Annotated in this window: 11 protein-coding genes and 1 tRNA gene; 10 read left to right on the top strand and 2 right to left on the bottom strand. The window is 67.3% G+C overall.

Features of this window, described 5'->3' with window-relative positions; translation table 11 throughout:
* Positions 1-118: 118 nt before the first annotated feature.
* Complete coding sequence (locus JNK84_RS15045; RefSeq protein WP_293425254.1) at positions 119-1,021, top strand: 50S ribosomal protein L11 methyltransferase; 903 nt, start codon at positions 119-121, stop codon at positions 1,019-1,021.
* Between the two features lie 102 nt (positions 1,022-1,123).
* Here the strand turns inward: JNK84_RS15045 and JNK84_RS15040 are convergent, their stop codons facing one another.
* Positions 1,124-4,675 carry a histidine kinase dimerization/phospho-acceptor domain-containing protein gene (locus JNK84_RS15040; RefSeq protein ID WP_293425253.1) on the bottom strand — a complete coding sequence of 1,184 codons (3,552 nt, stop codon included), beginning with the start codon at positions 4,673-4,675 and terminating at the stop codon, positions 1,124-1,126.
* Positions 4,676-4,926: 251 nt separating this feature from the next.
* Here JNK84_RS15040 and JNK84_RS15035 point away from each other — a divergent pair, with 251 nt between their 5' ends.
* From JNK84_RS15035 to JNK84_RS15020, 4 genes are all read left to right on the top strand, one after another.
* A complete protein-coding gene (locus JNK84_RS15035; protein ID WP_293425251.1) occupies positions 4,927-5,730 on the top strand; it encodes an ion transporter in 804 nt (267 codons plus the stop codon).
* Between the two features lie 121 nt (positions 5,731-5,851).
* The gene (locus JNK84_RS15030) at positions 5,852-6,250 is read left to right on the top strand and encodes a phasin (protein ID WP_293425249.1); all 399 of its coding nucleotides are present in this window, start codon (positions 5,852-5,854) and stop codon (positions 6,248-6,250) included.
* 228 nt (positions 6,251-6,478) lie between these two features.
* Positions 6,479-7,018, top strand: a complete 540-nt coding sequence (locus JNK84_RS15025) for a phasin (protein WP_293425247.1) — start codon at positions 6,479-6,481, stop codon at positions 7,016-7,018.
* A 229-nt stretch (positions 7,019-7,247) separates the two neighbouring features.
* Positions 7,248-7,324: transfer RNA gene (locus JNK84_RS15020), tRNA-His, on the top strand.
* A 114-nt stretch (positions 7,325-7,438) separates the two neighbouring features.
* Here JNK84_RS15020 and JNK84_RS15015 read toward each other — a convergent pair.
* Entirely contained in the window at positions 7,439-8,143 is a 705-nt protein-coding gene (locus JNK84_RS15015; protein WP_293425245.1) for a cyclic nucleotide-binding domain-containing protein, read from the bottom strand.
* A gap of 242 nt (positions 8,144-8,385) precedes the next feature.
* Between JNK84_RS15015 and JNK84_RS15010 the strand changes: the two genes are divergently transcribed.
* The 5 genes from JNK84_RS15010 to JNK84_RS14990 form a co-directional block, all read left to right on the top strand.
* Positions 8,386-11,130: a nitrate/nitrite transporter gene (locus JNK84_RS15010; RefSeq protein ID WP_293425243.1), complete on the top strand. Its 2,745-nt coding sequence runs from the start codon at positions 8,386-8,388 to the stop codon at positions 11,128-11,130.
* Between the two features lie 16 nt (positions 11,131-11,146).
* Positions 11,147-14,905, top strand: coding sequence for a nitrate reductase subunit alpha (locus JNK84_RS15005; protein ID WP_293425241.1), 3,759 nt, complete (start codon positions 11,147-11,149; stop codon positions 14,903-14,905).
* A 14-nt stretch (positions 14,906-14,919) separates the two neighbouring features.
* Positions 14,920-16,440, top strand: coding sequence for a nitrate reductase subunit beta (gene narH, locus JNK84_RS15000; RefSeq protein ID WP_293425239.1), 1,521 nt, complete (start codon positions 14,920-14,922; stop codon positions 16,438-16,440).
* 40 nt (positions 16,441-16,480) lie between these two features.
* On the top strand, positions 16,481-17,143 hold the full coding sequence (narJ, locus tag JNK84_RS14995; RefSeq protein WP_293425237.1) for a nitrate reductase molybdenum cofactor assembly chaperone: 663 nt from the start codon (positions 16,481-16,483) through the stop codon (positions 17,141-17,143).
* Positions 17,140-17,352 (top strand): respiratory nitrate reductase subunit gamma (locus JNK84_RS14990; RefSeq protein ID WP_293425235.1); only part of this gene is annotated, 213 nt, incomplete at its 3' end. The genes narJ and JNK84_RS14990, both read left to right, overlap by 4 nt.

Below are 17,352 nucleotides of genomic sequence, written 5' to 3'. Positions count from 1 at the left end.
TTCGGGGATCGCCGACGCTATGAGGTTGGGCGCGATGAACTGCGCTGCGAGGGTGTTCGGCCGAATATGTGAGCCGCATCCTGCGTGACTCCTTTGTTGTCCAGCGCTATCACGCGCCATGCTCGAAGGCCTGCACCCCGTCTCGCCCACCCATCTGATGCGGCTCGAAACCTCGGAGAAGGCGGCGCGGCGCGTCGCCGACATCGTCTCCGAGACCTTCGATCCGGCGGAGACGGCGGTCGCCGCCTTCGAGGCGCCGGACGGTCGCATCTGGCTGGTCGAGGTGTTCTTCCGCGAAGAGCCGGACGAGGCCAATGTGCGCGAACTCGTGAGGGTCGCGGCAGGCGAGGCGGTCGCCGCCTGCCTCACCTTCCACGCCATCGAGTCCAAGGACTGGGTGCGCACGTCCCTCGACGGCCTCAAGCCCGTGCAGGCCGGACGCTTCACCGTCTTCGGTTCGCATGACCGCGACAAGGTCGCGCCCAACGCCATCCCCATCGAGATCGAGGCGGCGCTCGCCTTCGGAACGGGGCATCACGGCACGACGCTCGGCTGCCTGCGCGCCATCGACCGCCTCGCCAAGGCACGGCGCTCGTTTCGGCCGCTCGACGTCGGCACCGGCACCGGGGTTCTGGCCATCGCGGCGGGCCTGCGCAACCGCGTCTCGATGCTCGCCTCCGACATCGACCTCGTCTCGGTGATCGCGGCGCGCGAAAATGCCGTGCTGAACAAGGCGCGGACCTATGTCCATGCGATCCACGCGGCCGGCCTGAAGGATGCCCGCTTCCGGCGCGGGGGCTCCTACGATCTCATCCTCGCCAACATCCTGCCGCGACCGCTGGTCGGCCTGTCGACCGATCTCTGCCGGCTGGTCGCGCCGGGCGGCACGGTAATCCTGTCGGGCATCATCCCGCCCCATGCCAACCTGGTGATCTCGGCCTACCGGTCGCGCGGGCTCCGTCTTGTCATGCGCGAGGAGATCGAGGGCTGGGTGACGCTGACCATGCGCCGCGGGCGCTAGCTGTGGTGATTTAGGAAAATATGCTTGACAGCGTAACGCTGGTTCGGTAGGTTTCAGGCACGTTCGGCAAGTGCGCCCGGCGGCGGGCTCGCCGGGCCGGCGCTACTCCGCCAGCACCCGCGTCGGCGGGAACACCACCTCCACCAGCGTCCCCTGGTTCGGCGTCGAGGAGATGCCGAACGAGGCCCGGTTGGCTTCCACCAGCGCCTTGGTCAGCGGCAGGCCGAGCCCGGTGCCCTTCGCGGCGCGCGGGTTGGATGTCGCCACCTGCCGGAACGGCTCCATGGCCGCGCGCAGCTCGGTCTCCGTCATGCCGACGCCGGTGTCGCGCACGCGCAGCACCGCTTCGCCGGCATCCGACAGGGCCGTCGAGACGATGATCTGGCCGCCGGCCGGGGTGAATTTCACCGAGTTCGACAGGAGGTTCAGCACGATCTGCCGGAGCGAGCGGGAATCCGCGACGATGTTCGGCAGGCGCGGCTGCAGCGAGGAGCGGATGATGACACGCTCGCGGTTCGCCTGCGGCTGCATGATGGCGACCGTCGACTGGATGATGTCGTTGAGGTCGACGCTGGTGAAGGACAGTTCCAGCTTGCCGGCCTCGATCTTGGAGAGGTCCAGCAGGTCGTTGATCAGCGACAGGACGTGGCCGCCGGAGGAATGGATGTCCTTGAGATAGTCGCGATAGCGCTCGTTGCCGACCGGGCCGAAGCGCTCCTCCATCATCACCTCGGAGAAGCCGATAATGGCGTTCAGCGGCGTGCGGATCTCGTGGCTGATCTTGGCGAGGAAATCGGACTTTTGCGACGAGGCCTGCTCGGCCTGCCGCTTGGCGGCAAGGAGGTCTTCCTCGGCCTTCTTCCACTGGGTCATGTCGCGGAAGACGGCGGCGAGCTTCGGCTTTGTCAAAGGTCCGGTCCGTCCCATCGTCATGTAGAGCGGGATCAGGCCGCCCTGCTTGACCCGTCCGATGATCTGGCGGCCGTCATTGAGGATGCTGGCGACGCCGTTGGAGAGGAGGCCGTCGCAATAGTCGAGCGCCGAGCGATGGCTCTCGGGGGCGAACAGCGCGGTGACGCTGCGGCCCTTCACCTCGGCGGATTCGTAGCCGAACAGGGCTTCCGCCGAGCGGTTCATGCTCTCGATCGAGGCGTCGGCATTGACGATGACGATGCCGTCGGTGGCCGTGTCGAGGATCTGCTCGACCTCGTCGAGACGGCCGCGCAGTTCGGCGAGATCGGCTGTCTCGCTTTCGGCATCGGCGGTCGCTTCCGGCCGGCGCAGCGTGAACAGGAAGGCCGGCTCGCCGGACCATGTCGTCTTGGTCAGGCGGGCGTCGACGGCGATTGTCGAACCATCGCGCGCCGTCAGCGTGACGCTGTCGTCGCCCTCGCCCTGCGCGCGGTCGCTGGCGAAAAGTCGCGCGATGCCGCCGGCCTGTTCCAGCGCCGGGGCATCGGCAAAGCCGATCCAGTCCAGCACGGTGCGGTTGGCGAACAGCACCTGGTTGCCGCGATGAACGACGAGACCGGCGGGCACCTTGTCGAGCAGGGCGCGCATGTCGGTATTGGTATCGGCAGCCGGCGCGCGCGCCGTTTGCGGTTCGGCGGGCGCCGGGCCGTCGGCCGGTGGCGTCGCGCCGAAGGCGCTCGGCAGCGGCCCGAACGGCGTGCCGGAATCGACGAAGTCGCGGATGGCCGGAGGCGGCTCCAGCGGGGCGAGCGGCGGCGGGGCCGCGAAGGCCGGCGGAATGATCGAGCGCTGCTGCTCCACGAGCGGCGGCACGACTTCGGGCGGCGGCACGACTTTGGGCGGCGGCACGACTTCGGGGATCGCAGGCGCGATTTCCGCCGCCGGCATGGTTTCGACGGGCTCGTCGCCGGAATCGGCGGTGACGCCGGCCGCATCCGGCTCGTCGGCGGCTGGCGTCGGGGCCGGGGAAGCCTTCTCGGCGACCTCCGGGGAATCTGCCGGCTCGCTGGCGGCGCTGGTCGCAGCCTCGTCCGGCTGGCTGGTCTCGCTGGTTTCGGCAGTGGTTTCCGGGGTTGCCTCGCGCGTGGCGGCCGGCGTTTCCTCATCGAATTCGGTGCGCGCGCCAAGCGCGCGCGCGATTTCGCGGAAGGCATTGCGCTCGCCGGGCGACAGACCCTGTCGCCGTGGGTCCTGTCCCGCGCTCGACCGCAGGGCGACGACGTTCGGCGGATTGGTATGGAGGGTCAGAACCGGGCGCGCATCGGCGGCCGCATCCTTGCCGGCGGCCGGCGGGACGGCGCTCGCGTCGGCATCGGCATCGGTATTGGCAGCCGCATCCGGCGCATCATTCACCGCAGCTTCGGCCAGCGGGGCATCCGTCGCGGTCTCCTGCGCGCTCGCCGCGTCCGCCATGTCCTCTGGAGCTGCACGCTGTTCCGGCTCGGCGACCTCGACAGGCGCTGACGCCGGGGCGATCTCCTCCACGACAAGACCGAATCCGGCATAGCCCTGAAGCCCGCCCTCGCGCAGCGTCGGGAAGGCGGCGAGCGTCACGGCGAGGCGACGGGGGCCGTCGCCGAGCGGCCAGACGGCCGGCACGCCGCTGAACGGCCGCGATGCCTCGACGGCGCGGGCGAACTGGCTCTCCGGGTCGAGCCCGAAACGGGCCGACGCCTCGCGCAGGGTGAGCCCGGCGGGCGCCGCCATGGTGGCCGGCTCGATGGCGTGGAAGGTCAGCGATCCGTCCATCCGCCAGGCGAAACGCACGGGCGCCTCGATCTGTCCGGCGTCGGCCGGCGCAGAGAGTTCGGCGGTGGCCGGAGCCATGTCCGGGGCGGCCGGCAATTCCGCAGCGGCAGCCGCCTCGGCCTCGGATGCGTCGGCAAGCTCCGGCGCGACCGGATCAGGTTCCGCCTGAATCGCGGGGGTATCAGGTTCCGCGGGCTCCGGCCCGGCAGCCGGCTCAACGGCCGCCTCCGCCTCGGATTCCGCGACGGGGGGAGCCGAGACAACCAGCCTCAGCCCGCCGGTCGAGACCGGCAGGTCCGCCTGCGGCAGCAGGGCGATGATGGCATCGGCGGCGGCGATCCGCGCCAGCGCCATCGTTCCGTTGACCAGCGCGACCGATGCGCGGCCATCGCGGTCGAGATCGGCCGTGACGCGCGCGATCTCCGGGGCGATCAGCTCGGCGAGCGGCAGGCCGCCGATACCGGCCGCAGTGCCGCTGGCGCCGAGCGGCGCGCCGTCGCCCGTGAACAGCAGGGCGGGTTGGCTCATGTCGCCGAGGAAGGCGCGGGCCGCCTCACGGGCATCGCCGCGACCTGGCGCGGCAAGCCGGACCGCGAGCAGACGCCCCTCGCCGGCGGCGATGGAGCGGACCTCCGCCACGGCACTTTCCGAGCCGAACCGGCCGAAGACGCGCAGCCGCTCCGACCGCGCGGCCACGCCGGGCTGGCCGGCCATCCGGCGGATCTGGCTGGCGAAGGCGTGGGTCTGGTCATAGCTCCGCGCCGTGGCGGCGGCGGCTCCGGTCGCGCCCATGGCGCGCGCACCGGCCGCGTTGGTCGCGACGAGATGCGCGGCATCGGCCGTCCACAGCCACCAGGGGCCGCTCTCGGCGATCATGTCGGCGACCACTGGGTCCGCGAGGACCTCGGAGATCGGCGGGGGCTGGGATGTCATGCGGTCGATCCCGTGGCGGCGTGGCCGGCGGCAAGACGCAGCGCCGCCAGAATGGTGAATGATGTCTTTCGCGATTGTGTCGGAACCACGCCGGAAGGTCCACGCCGCCAAGGCCGCACCGGCCGTCAACCCGGCATTAGGGTTAATCCGGGGCCGGGCGCCGCGCCGCAGGCGCTTCGCACCTATGGCGAGGCGGCCGGAACCCATGCTAACCACCGCCGCATCGCGGCTGCAAATCACCCCCGGTTGCCATGATCGACAAGCTTCGCGTCCTGCTGGCCCACCCGCGGTTCGAGCGCTTCATCATTGTCCTCATCGTGGTCAACGCGGTAACCCTCGGCCTCGAGACCAGCAGCACCGCGCGCGCCGTCGCGGGGCCGGCGCTGGCCTTCCTCGATACGGCGATCCTGACCATCTTCGTCGTCGAGGTGGCGGCCCGCATCCTGGTTCACCGCACGGCCTTCTTCCGCGACCCCTGGAGCCTGTTCGACCTTTTCGTCGTGGCCATCTCGGTCGCGCCGACGACCGAATCCCTGTCTGTGCTCCGGGCCCTGCGCGTGCTGCGCGTGCTGCGCCTGATTACCACCGTGCCTTCGCTCAGGAAGGTTGTCGGCGGCCTGATCACGGCGCTACCGGGCATGGGCTCGATCGGCCTGCTGCTGGGGTTGATCTTCTATGTCTTCGCGGTCATCGGCACCAAGCTCTACGGCGAGGCGGCGCCGGAGCAGTTCGGCACGCTCGGTGCGACGGCCTATGCGCTGTTCCAGGCCATGACCTTCGACGACTGGTCGAACGGCATCGTCAAGCCGCTGATGGAAAAGGGGTTTGCGTCCGCCTGGTTCTTCCTCATCAGCTTCATGGTGATCTCGGCCTTCATGGCGCTGAACCTGTTCATCGGCGTCGTCGTGACCGCGCTCGACGCGGAGACCGACGAGGACCAGCCCAAGCTCACCCATCCCGCCGGGTCCGAGCAGGAAATGCTGCACCGCCTCGACGCGGTGGCTGCCGAGATCCAGGGGTTGCGGGCCGAACTGGCGCGGCGGCAGGGCGCCTGACCGCCGCATCCGTTTCACCTTCCGGTGTGTAACGCCTCTGCCGAGGTTTGGCGGGCCCGGCGGAACGGCTATGATTTCCACGGCTGAAACGTGCGAATCACCGACCCCGTAGGAGGGCTCCATGGTGAAGCAGGCATCCGGCGCCCGGACATCGGGTGACCACGAATCCGGCGCCTACGAGATTCCGCTGGAGATGCGTGAGTTCGCCGACAAGAGCGTCGAACAGGCCCGCAGGGCCTTCGACGGCTTCGTGGGCGCCGCCCAGCGCACGGTCGCGGCCATGGAGGACCATGGCGACACGGTTCAGGCGGGCGCGCAGGATATCGGTCGCAAGACCATCGCCTTCGCCGAAAGCAACGTCGCCGCCAGTTTCGCCTTCGCCCAGCAGCTCGTGCGGGCGACGGACATGACCGAGGTGATGAAGCTCCAGTCCGAGTTTTTGCGCAGCCAGATGGAGGCCATGCAGGCCCAGGCCCGCGAGCTCGGCGCGTCGCTGACGCAGGGGCGGCGCAGCAAATAGAACCCGCCCCACCGGCGTCGCACTGTCTTGAATGGCGGTTTCCGCTGCGGCGCAACATGCTGAATTCGCGGAACTTTGCGGCGATTGGCGGGTTATCTTCTTGTGCGCCGCAAAATTTGTTGCATCGCACAACATTTTTGCCTATATTCGCGTCATGCCACGCCGCATGGCCTCCGGGGACGGGGCGCGGCAAGTGCTTATGTCAATGTCCCCTTTGAGGAACTCCCCATGAGCCAGGCTGCCAAAGCGCCCAAGACCGAGAAATCCGCCGCCACGCCGGCCTTCGCCTTCCCGGCCTTCGACCTGTCGAAGTTCGAGATGCCCAAGTTCGACCTGCCGAAGTTCGACGGCACGGCTTTCGACATGTCGAAGGTCGAGGTTCCGGCCGCCCTCCGGGACGCCGCCGACAAGGTCGTCGCGCAGGCCAAGGACGGCTATGCCAAGCTGAAGACCGCCGCCGAGGAGGCCACCGGCCTGGTCGAGGACACCTACGCCACGGCTTCGGCCGGCGTGAAGGACTTCAACCTGAAGGCTCTCGAGGCCTCGCGCACCAACGTCAATGCGAGCTTCGACCATGTCCGCGACCTGATGGGCGCGAAGACGCTGGCCGAGGTGATCGAGCTCCAGTCGGGTTTCCTGCGCAAGCAGTTCGAGACCCTGCAGGTCCAGTCCAAGGATCTCGCCGCGATCGCGCAGAAGACCGCGACCGACACCGCCGAGCCGGTGAAGGCGAAGATCGAGAAGGCCTTCAAGTCCGCCGCGGCCTGATCGCTCCGATTCTCCCGGGACCGCGTCCTTGCAGCCGCGGTCCGAACCTTGAGACCCGGGCTTTTGCCCGGGTCTTTTTCATGGCGCGGCGGCGTTTCGACGAGCGCGCGCGGCGTCTTTGAAAAAAGCCGTGAACCTCAGGCGGGGTCGCGACGACCCAACTTGCAATGGCGGAACCTTCAGACTAGGTTCCGCCCCGCTGGACCGGCCTTGGCGCCGCGTCCGATGTGCAGCTGTAGCTCAGTTGGTTAGAGCGCCAGATTGTGGCTCTGGAGGTCCCCCGTTCGAGCCGGGGCAGCTGTACCAAACCTCTCCGAAATCCGTGCATGGACCGACCGGCCGCCAGGCGGCGTCGTCGGCAATGCAGTCGAGGCGCGCGGCAATGCGATTCCGCGTGCCGTCCGACCGTGACGGCAGACCTCAGGCGGGCTGTCCGTGCTCGTCGAGCAGCGGGTCCGGCCGCGCCAGCCGGATCAGCGCATCGGCGTCCGCGCAGCGGATCGTTCGCCCCGACACCGACACGCCATAATCCGCCAGCGCCGCGAAACTGCGCGACAGCGTTTCGCGCGTCATGCCGAGGAAGCTGGCGAGCTTGACCTTCTCGAAGGCGATCCGGACGACCAGTCCGTCCGGCGTCGCCTCCCCATGGGCGACCAGCCAGGCGGCGAGTCGCTCGATGCCGGTCCGCATCTTCTGGGTCTTCAGCTGGCGCACGATGTCCCGGTAGCGCTCGGCGAGTTCTATGACGACCGCGCCGGCGAAGGCGGTGTCACCGGCGAAGACCTTGCGCACCGCGCCCGCGGGGATCATCAGCAGGCGCGAGGGCGTCAGCGTGCGCGCGGACTGCAGATAGACCTTCTCGACCAGAACGGCGGCCAGGATGAAGGTCGATACCGGCGCCAGAAACCCGATCGTCGTCTCCTCGCCGTTGCCGGAGGCGAACATCTCGACCATGCCCTCCACCACGATGTGCAGGAAATCGGCCTCCTCGCCCTCGTGAATGAGCTGGACCTGGGCCGGAAACCGCTGCAGCAGCGCCGCGTCCATCAGCGCGGCGAACTGGGCCTCGCCGATTCCGGCGAAGAGCGGCAGGGCTCGAACCGTCTGGATGTCCGTTGCGCGCATGCCGTGAATCTCCCGATCTCACGCTGGTTCGAATTTGACAAAAGTCAAAGCGAGATGCGTCGAATGAATGTACTATCGGCAACATTAGACAATGAGCGAGGAGATTGAAGTCAAAAATAGCTTTCGCATTGCAAAATTCAGAACTGTTTTGATTTCCATCAATACATCCGTCTCCGCTCCGGGCTTGTGTCACGGCCATTCCTTGCGGCCAACGCGTCGCAACTGCTCCTGGGGCTGTCATCATGACGCTAGCGCCGTCGCCGTCGAGTGCCGACCAGAATCGCGCGCTCTGGCTCTCAACGTTCTCTTTCACCATCTGCTTCGCGGTCTGGACGATCTTCTCGATCATCGGGATCCAGATTAAGCGCGACCTGTCGCTGAGCGAGACCGAGTTCGGCCTGCTCGTCGGCACGCCGATCCTGACCGGTTCGCTGATCCGCCTGATCCTCGGCATCTGGGCCGACCAGTATGGCGGTCGCGTCGTCTACGCGATCACCATGCTGTCGGCGGCGCTGGCGACCTTCCTGCTCACCTTCGCCTACGACTACCCGACCTTCCTGATCGCCGCGCTCGGCGTCGGCATCGCCGGCGGCTCGTTCGCCGTGGGCGTCGCCTATGTCGTCAAGTGGTTCCCGAAGGAGCGGCAGGGCACGGCGCTCGGCATTTTCGGCGCCGGCAATGTCGGCGCGGCCGTCACCAAGTTCGCCGCGCCCTTCGTGATGATCGCCTATGGCTGGCGCATGGTGGCGGTGGTCTGGGCGGTGGCGCTCGCGGTCACGGCCGTCGTCTTCTTCCTGGGCACCAAGGACGATCCCGACCTCGCCGCACGCCGCGCGCGGGGCGACAAGCCGGAGCCGATCTCGGCGCTCATGGAGCCGCTGAAGAACATCCAGGTCTGGCGCTTCTCGCTCTACTACTTCTTCGTCTTCGGCGCCTTCGTCGCGCTGGCGCTGTGGCTGCCGCGCTATCTGATCGGCGTCTATGGCCTGAGCATCACCGCCGCCGGCATGGTCGGCGCGGCCTATTCGATCCCGGCCTCGATCTTCCGCGCCTATGGCGGCCACCTCTCCGACAAGTTCGGCGCGCGCACCGTGATGTACTGGACCTTCCTGGTCTCGGTCGCCTGCACCTTCATCCTGTCCTATCCGCCGGCGGACTATTCGGTCCGGACCATGACCGGGCCGGTGACGTTCCACATGGAGCTGGGGCTCGTCCCGTTCATCGTGGTGGCCTTCGTCCTCGGCTTCTTCATGAGCCTCGGCAAGGCGGCGGTCTACAAGCACATCCCCGTCTACTACCCGAACCGGGTCGGGCCGGTCGGCGGCGTCGTCGGCCTCATCGGCGGTCTCGGCGGTTTCGTCCTGCCGATCATCTTCGGCCTGATGAACGACCTGACCGGCGTCTGGCAGAGCTGCTTCTGGCTGCTGTTCCTGATCGCCGCCGTTGCCCTCGTCTGGATGCACTTCGCCATCCAGACCATGGAGCGCGAGGCCCGCGAGCAGGGCGTGGACCGTTCGGCCCTTCCCGAGCTCCCGGAAATGCAGCCGGTTCACGGCGCCGCCCAGAAGGGCGCGCTGGCGGCCTCCGGCGCGATCCAGGACTGGGCTCCCGAGAACCCGGCTTACTGGGCCTCCAAGGGCAAGGCCATCGCCACCCGCAACCTGTGGATCTCGATCCCGAACCTCCTGCTCGCCTTCGCGGTGTGGATGGTCTGGTCGGTGGTGGTCGCCAAGCTGCCGGCGGTGGGCTTCAGGTTCACGACCGACCAGCTCTTCTGGCTCGCGGCGCTGCCGGCCCTGTCGGGCGCCACCATGCGCATCGCCTACGGCTTCATGCCGCCGATCTTCGGCGGGCGGCTGTGGACGACGCTGGCGACATGGTCGCTGATGATCCCGGCGGTCGGCATCGGCCTCGCCGTCCAGAATCCGTCGACCCCCTACGCCATCTTCCTCGCGCTCGCCCTGCTCTGCGGCTTCGGCGGCGCCAACTTCGCCTCGTCCATGGCCAATATCGCCTTCTTCTTCCCCAAGGCGGAGAAGGGCAACGCGCTGGCGCTGAACGCCGGCCTCGGCAATCTCGGCGTCTCCGTGGTGCAGTTCGTCGTGCCGCTGGTCATCACGGCGGGCGTGTTCGGCGCCATCGGCGGCGACGCGCAGGTGGCGAGCACCGGCGAGCGGCTGTTCCTGCAGAACGCCGGCTACATCTGGGTGCCGTTCATCGCGGCCTCGGCCATCGCCGCCTGGTTCGGCATGGACGATCTCGCGAGCATGAAGGCCTCCTTCGCGCAGCAGGCGGTGATCTTCCAGCGCAAGCACAACTGGATCATGTGCTGGCTCTATGTCGGCACCTTCGGCTCCTTCATCGGCTATTCGGCAGGCTTCCCGCTGCTGACCAAGACGCTGTTCCCGGAGGTCAACGCCCTGCAACTCGCCTTCCTCGGCCCGCTGGTCGGCGCCGTGTCGCGCTCGCTCACCGGCTGGATTTCCGACCGGTGGGGTGGCGGCCGCGTGACCCTGTGGGTGTTCGTCGGCATGGCGGTTGCGGTTCTCGCGGTGCTGTACTTCATCACCGTCAAGGACCAGCCGGGCGCCTTCCTGGGCTTCTTCCTCAGCTTCATGGCGCTGTTCATGCTCACCGGCATCGGCAACGCGTCGACCTTCCAGATGATCCCCGCGATCATGCGCAAGGACATGGCGCGCCTGATGCCGGGCGCCGACGAGCCCACCCGCGCCCGCCAGTCGGAGATGGAGGCGGCCGCCATCATCGGCTTCTCCTCGGCGATCGGCGCCTATGGCGGCTTCTTCATCCCCAAGGCCTACGGCACCTCCATCGCCATGACCGGCTCGGTCAACGCCGCGCTGTGGGCCTTCTTCGCCTTCTACCTCACCTGCATCGCAATCACCTGGGCGGTCTACACGCGCCGCGGCGGCGTCCTCCACGACGTCGAGCGCGCCCGGACCGCCCCTGTTCTCCAGCCCGCCCAGTGATCACGGGGACCCGGCCATGTCGCACTTCCTTGACCGCCTGACCTTCTTCCGCCGCCCGGCTGGCACCTTCGCCGACGGCCACGGCATCACCACGACCGAGGACCGCTCCTGGGAGGACGGCTACCGGCGGCGCTGGCAGTCGGACAAGATCGTCCGCTCCACCCACGGCGCCAACTGCACCGGCTCCTGCTCCTGGAAGATCTACGTCAAGGGTGGCATCGTCACCTGGGAGACCCAGCAGACCGACTATCCGCGCACGCGGCCGGAACTGCCGAACCACGAGCCCCGCGGCTGTTCGCGTGGCGCGTCCTATTCCTGGTACCTCTATTCCGGCAACCGGGTGAAGTACCCGATGGTGCGCTCGCGGCTGGTCAAGCTCTGGCGCGAGGCGCGCGCGACGCTGGCGCCGGTCGCAGCCTGGGCCTCCATCGTCGAGAGCCCCGAGAAGCGGCAGAGCTACACCTCCAAGCGCGGCCATGGCGGCTTCGTCCGGTCGACATGGGAGGAGGTCAACGAGATCATCGCGGCGGCCAATGCCTACACGGTCAAGACCTACGGGCCCGACCGCGTCTATGGCTTCTCGCCGATCCCGGCCATGTCGATGGTCTCCTACGCGGCCGGCGCGCGCTACCTGTCGCTGCTCGGCGGCGTCTGCATGTCCTTCTACGACTGGTACTGCGATCTGCCGCCGGCTTCGCCCCAGACCTGGGGCGAGCAGACCGACGTGCCCGAATCCGCCGACTGGTACAACTCCGGCTTCCTGATCCTGTGGGGCTCCAACGTGCCGCAGACGCGCACGCCGGACGCCCACTTCTACACCGAGGCGCGCTATCGCGGCGCCAAGAGCGTGGTGATCTGCCCCGACTATTCGGAGGCCTCGAAGTTCGCCGACCTCTGGATCTCGGTGAAGCAGGGCACGGACGCGGCGCTCGCCATGGCCATGGGCCACGTCATCCTCAAGGAGTTCTACGTCGAGCGGCAGGTGCCCTATTTCCAGGACTACGTCCGCCGCTACTCGGACATGCCGATGCTCGTCCGGCTGGTCGAGCAGGACGGCCGCCTGGTTCCCGAGCGCCAGCTGCGCGCCTCGGATTTCGCCGGCGGCCTCGGCGAGACCAACAATGCGGAATGGAAGACAGTCGCCATCGACGAGGCGACCGGCGAGGTCTGCGTGCCGCGCGGCTCGGTCGGCTTCCGCTGGGGCGAAAAGGGCAAGTGGAACCTCGAGGCGAAGGATGCCTCCGGCAACGAGACGCGGCTGCAGCTCTCGCTGGACGGCGCGGGCCGGGAATTCGCGGATGTCGCCTTCCCCTATTTCGGCAACATCGCCCACGAGCATTTCACCTCGACCGACCATGACTCGGTGCTGACGCGCAAGGTGCCGGTCCGCCGTCTCCGGCTCGCCGACGGCGAGGCGCTGGTGGCCACCGTCCACGACCTGATGCTGGCCAATTACGGTGTCGATCGCGGCTTCGTCGGCGATACCGCGCCCACGAGCTTCGACGAGAACGGCCCCTACACGCCGGCCTGGGCGGAGAAGATCACCGGCGTGCCGCGCGACCAGATCATCACGGTGGCGCGCGAATTCGCCCGCAACGCCGAGAAGACCAATGGCCGGTCCATGGTGATCATCGGCGCGGCGATGAACCACTGGTTCCACGCCGACATGAACTATCGCGGCGTCATCAACATGCTGGTGCTCTGCGGCTGCATCGGCCAGTCCGGCGGCGGCTGGTCGCACTATGTCGGTCAGGAGAAGCTCCGGCCGCAGTCCGGCTGGGCGCCGCTCGCCTTCGGCCTCGACTGGGCGCGTCCCTCGCGCCAGCAGAACTCGACCTCCGCCTTCTACGTGAACACCAATCAGTGGCGCTACGAGACCGTGACGCCGGGCGAGATCCTGTCGCCGACCGCGCCGAAGGGCGACTGGGACGGCACGATCATCGACTACAATCTGTGCGCGGTCCGCATGGGCTGGCTGCCGGCCTATCCGACGCTGAAGGAAAACACGCTGGAGATCGCGGCCAAGGCCGCGGCGGCGGGCCTTGAGGCGAAGGACTATGTCGCGAAGGCGGTGAAGACCGGCGACCTCGCCTTCGCCTGGGAGGACCCCGACCACCCCCGCAACTGGCCGCGCAACATGTTCGTGTGGCGCTCCAACCTGCTGGGATCATCCGGCAAGGGCCACGAATATTTCCTCAAGCACCTGCTCGGCACGTCCCACGGCGTGCTGGGCAAGGACCTCGGCGGCACCGGCGGCGCCAAGCCGAAGGAGGTCGTCTGGCACGACGAGGCGCCGGAAGGAAAGCTCGACCTGCTCGTCACGCTCGACTTCCGCATGTCCACGACCTGCGTCTATTCGGACATCGTGCTGCCGACGGCCACCTGGTACGAGAAGAACGACCTCAACACCTCGGACATGCACCCCTTCATCCACCCGCTGACGGCGGCGGTCGATCCGGTGTGGGAATCGAAGTCCGACTGGGAGATCTACAAGGGCATCGCGAAGACCTTCTCGGACGTCGCGCCCGAAGTGCTCGGCGTCGAGAAGGACGTGGTGCTGAGCCCGATCCAGCACGACAGCCCCGGCGAGATCGCCCAGCCCTTCGACGTCAAGGACTGGAAGAAGGGCGAGATCGAGCCGATCCCCGGCAAGACCATGCCGGCCGTCACGGTGGTCGAACGCGACTATCCCAATCTCTACGCCCGCTTCACCTCGCTCGGACCGCTGATGACCAAGGTCGGCAACGGCGGCAAGGGCATGGCCTGGAACACCGAGCACGAGGTCCAGCTTCTCAAGGAGCTGAACGGCGAGCATCGCGACGGTCCCGCCAAGGGGCTGGCGAAGATCGAGACCGACATCGACGCGACCGAGGTCATCCTGATGATGGCGCCGGAGACCAATGGCGAGGTGGCGGTCAAGGCCTGGAGCTCGCTCGGCGGCTTCACCGGCCGGGACCACACCCATCTCGCCATCCCGAAGGAGGACGAGAAGATCCGCTTCCGGGATGTCGCGGCCCAGCCCCGCAAGATCATCTCGTCGCCGATCTGGTCCGGGCTCGAAAGCGAGAAGGTCTGCTACAATGCGAGCTATACCAACGTCCACGAACTGATCCCGTGGCGGACGCTGTCCGGACGTCAGCAGCTCTACCAGGACCACCTGTGGATGCGGGCTTTCGGCGAGGCGCTCTGCGTCTATCGCCCGCCCATCGACCTGAAGGCGGTGAAGCCGGTCGTCGGCCTCAAGCCCAACGGCAACCGGCAGGTCGTGCTGAACTTCATCACGCCGCACCAGAAGTGGGGCATCCACTCCACCTATACCGACAACCTCATGATGCTGACGCTGTCGCGCGGCGGCCCCATCGTCTGGCTGTCGGAGACCGACGCGGCCAGCGCCGGCATCGTCGACAACGACTGGGTGGAAGCCTTCAACGCCAACGGCGCCCTCGTCGCCCGGGCGGTGGTCTCCCAGCGCATGAAGCAGGGCACGGTGTTCATGTACCATGCCCAGGAGAAGATCGTGAACGTGCCGGGGTCGGAGACCACCGGCAAGCGCGGCGGCATCCACAACTCGGTGACCCGCGCGGTGCTGAAGCCGACCCACATGATCGGCGGCTACGCACAGCTCGCCTACGGCTTCAACTACTACGGCACGATCGGCACCAATCGCGACGAGTTCGTCGTCGTCCGCAAGCTGGCGAATGTCGACTGGCTCGAGCGGCCCTTCGATGAATCCAGCGCGCATCAGCGCGGCCCGAAGGCCGTCGCGGCCGAGTGAAGAGGAGAAGATCGATGAAGATCCGCGCTCAGATCGCGATGGTGCTCAACCTCGACAAGTGCATCGGCTGCCACACCTGTTCGGTCACCTGCAAGAACGTGTGGACCAACCGCGAAGGCGTCGAATACGCCTGGTTCAACAATGTCGAGACCAAGCCGGGCATCGGCTACCCGAAGGACTGGGAGAACCAGGACCGCTGGAAGGGCGGCTGGAAGCGCAAGGCGAACGGCAAGATCCAGCCGCGCATCGGCTCGAAGTGGCGGGTGCTGGCGAACATCTTCGCCAATCCCGACCTGCCGGAGATCGACGACTATTACGAGCCCTTCACCTTCGACTACGAGCACCTGCAGAAGGCGCCGGAACTGGAGGCCTTCCCGACCGCGCGGCCCCGCTCGCTGATCACCGGTGAGCGGATCGAGAAGATCGAATGGGGTCCGAACTGGGAGGAGATTCTCGGCGGCGAGTTCTCGAAGCGCTCGCAGGACAAGAATTTCGAGGGCGTCCAGAAGGACATCTACGGCCAGTTCGAAAACACCTTCATGATGTATCTGCCGAGGCTGTGCGAGCACTGCCTCAACCCGACCTGCGTCGCGGCCTGCCCGTCGGGCGCCATCTACAAGCGCGACGAGGACGGCATCGTCCTGATCGACCAGGACAAGTGCCGCGGCTGGCGCATGTGCGTCTCCGGCTGTCCGTACAAGAAGATCTACTACAACTGGCAGACCGGCAAGGCCGAGAAGTGCATTTTCTGCTACCCGCGCATCGAGGCCGGCCAGCCGACCGTCTGCTCGGAGACCTGCGTCGGGCGCATCCGCTACCTGGGTGTGCTGCTCTACGACGCGGACCGCATCGAAGAGGCGGCCTCGGTGGCAGACGAAAAAGACCTGTACAAGGCCCAGCTCTCGATCTTCCTCGATCCGTTCGCGCAGGAGGTGATCGACCAGGCGCGCCGCGACGGTGTGCCGGAAGCCTGGCTCGAGGCCGCACGCGGATCGCCCGTCTACAAGATGGCGATGCACTGGCGGGTCGCGCTGCCGCTGCACCCGGAGTACCGCACGCTGCCCATGGTGTGGTACGTGCCGCCGCTCTCGCCGATCTCCGCTGCCGCCAACAGCGGGCAACTGGGCCTGAACGGCATGATCCCCGACGTGCGTCAACTGCGCATTCCGCTCAAGTATCTCGCCAACCTGTTGACCGCGGGCGACGAGGCGCCCGTGCAGCTCGCGCTGGAACGGATGCTCGCGATGCGCGCCTACATGCGCGACAAGCACGTGGAAGGGCGGGCCAACGAAGCGGTGCTGAAGCAGGTGAACCTGACGCCCGATCAGGTGCAGGAGATGTACCGCTACATGGCGATCGCGAACTACGAAGACCGGTTCGTGATCCCGACCACGCACCGGGAGTACGCGGAGAATGCCTACGACCTGCGCGGGGGCTGCGGCTTCAGCTTCGGCAACGCCTGTTCGGACGGCCAGTCGGAGGCGAGCCTCTTCGGCAAGCAGAAGAAGGTCATTCCGATCAAGGTCACGTCGTGAACGGGGTCCGCGGGGTCGGGGTTCGAGGAGGAACTTGGCGATGATTACGTTCAAGGCACTGGCAGCGCTCCTTGCATATCCGGAGCCGGAGTTCCTGGCGGCGGTGCCCGAGATCGGCGCTGCCATCGATGCCGAAGGGTTGCTGCCGCTGCGGGAGCGGGCGGCGGTCGCGAGCTTCCTGGCGGAGCTCAAGGAGGGTGATCTCTACGCGTGGCAGGAGCGCTATGTCGCGCTCTTCGACCGTACCCGCGCCCTCTCGCTACATCTCTTCGAGCACGTGCACGGCGAGTCGCGCGACCGCGGGCAGGCGATGGTGAATCTGCTCGAGGTCTATCGCCGTCAGGGGCTCGATCTCGCGACGAACGAGCTGCCCGACTACCTGCCCGTGTTCCTCGAATATCTTTCGGAGCTACCCCTTGCCGAGGCGAAGAAGAACCTGGCCGAGACCTCCCACATCCTGCGCGAGCTGGGAGGCCGTCTGCTCGAGAAGGGCAGCGGCTACGCCGCGGTGTTCTCGGCCCTGCTCACATTGTGCGGCGAGAAGGGGCTCGACTTCGCGGGCAAACGCGGCAAGCCGGGCGGACACGTCGAAGACCTGGAAGCGCTCGACCGGGAATGGGCGGAAGCGCCTGCGTTCGGCTGCGGATCGAAGCCCTCTCAGGATCAGGCCGTGATTCACGTCTACAAAGGAGCAGCGCGATGAGCTACGTCCACGAATTTCTATTCGGCATCTACCCCTACGTTTGCCTGGTGGTCTTCTTCGTCGGCAGTCTGATCCGCTTCGACCGCGAGCAGTACACGTGGAAGAGCGACTCGTCGCAGCTCCTGAGTCGACGCCAACTGCGCTGGGGTTCGAACCTTTTCCATGTCGGCATCCTCGGCATCTTTTTCGGGCACCTCTTCGGATTGCTG

It is taken from the genome of Phreatobacter sp. (assembly GCF_016793595.1).
In the GTDB taxonomy this organism is placed as follows: Bacteria; Pseudomonadota; Alphaproteobacteria; order Rhizobiales; family Phreatobacteraceae; genus Phreatobacter.
Note: the sequence above shows the minus strand (reverse complement) of the source record. Positions and strands in the feature narration are given on the sequence as shown.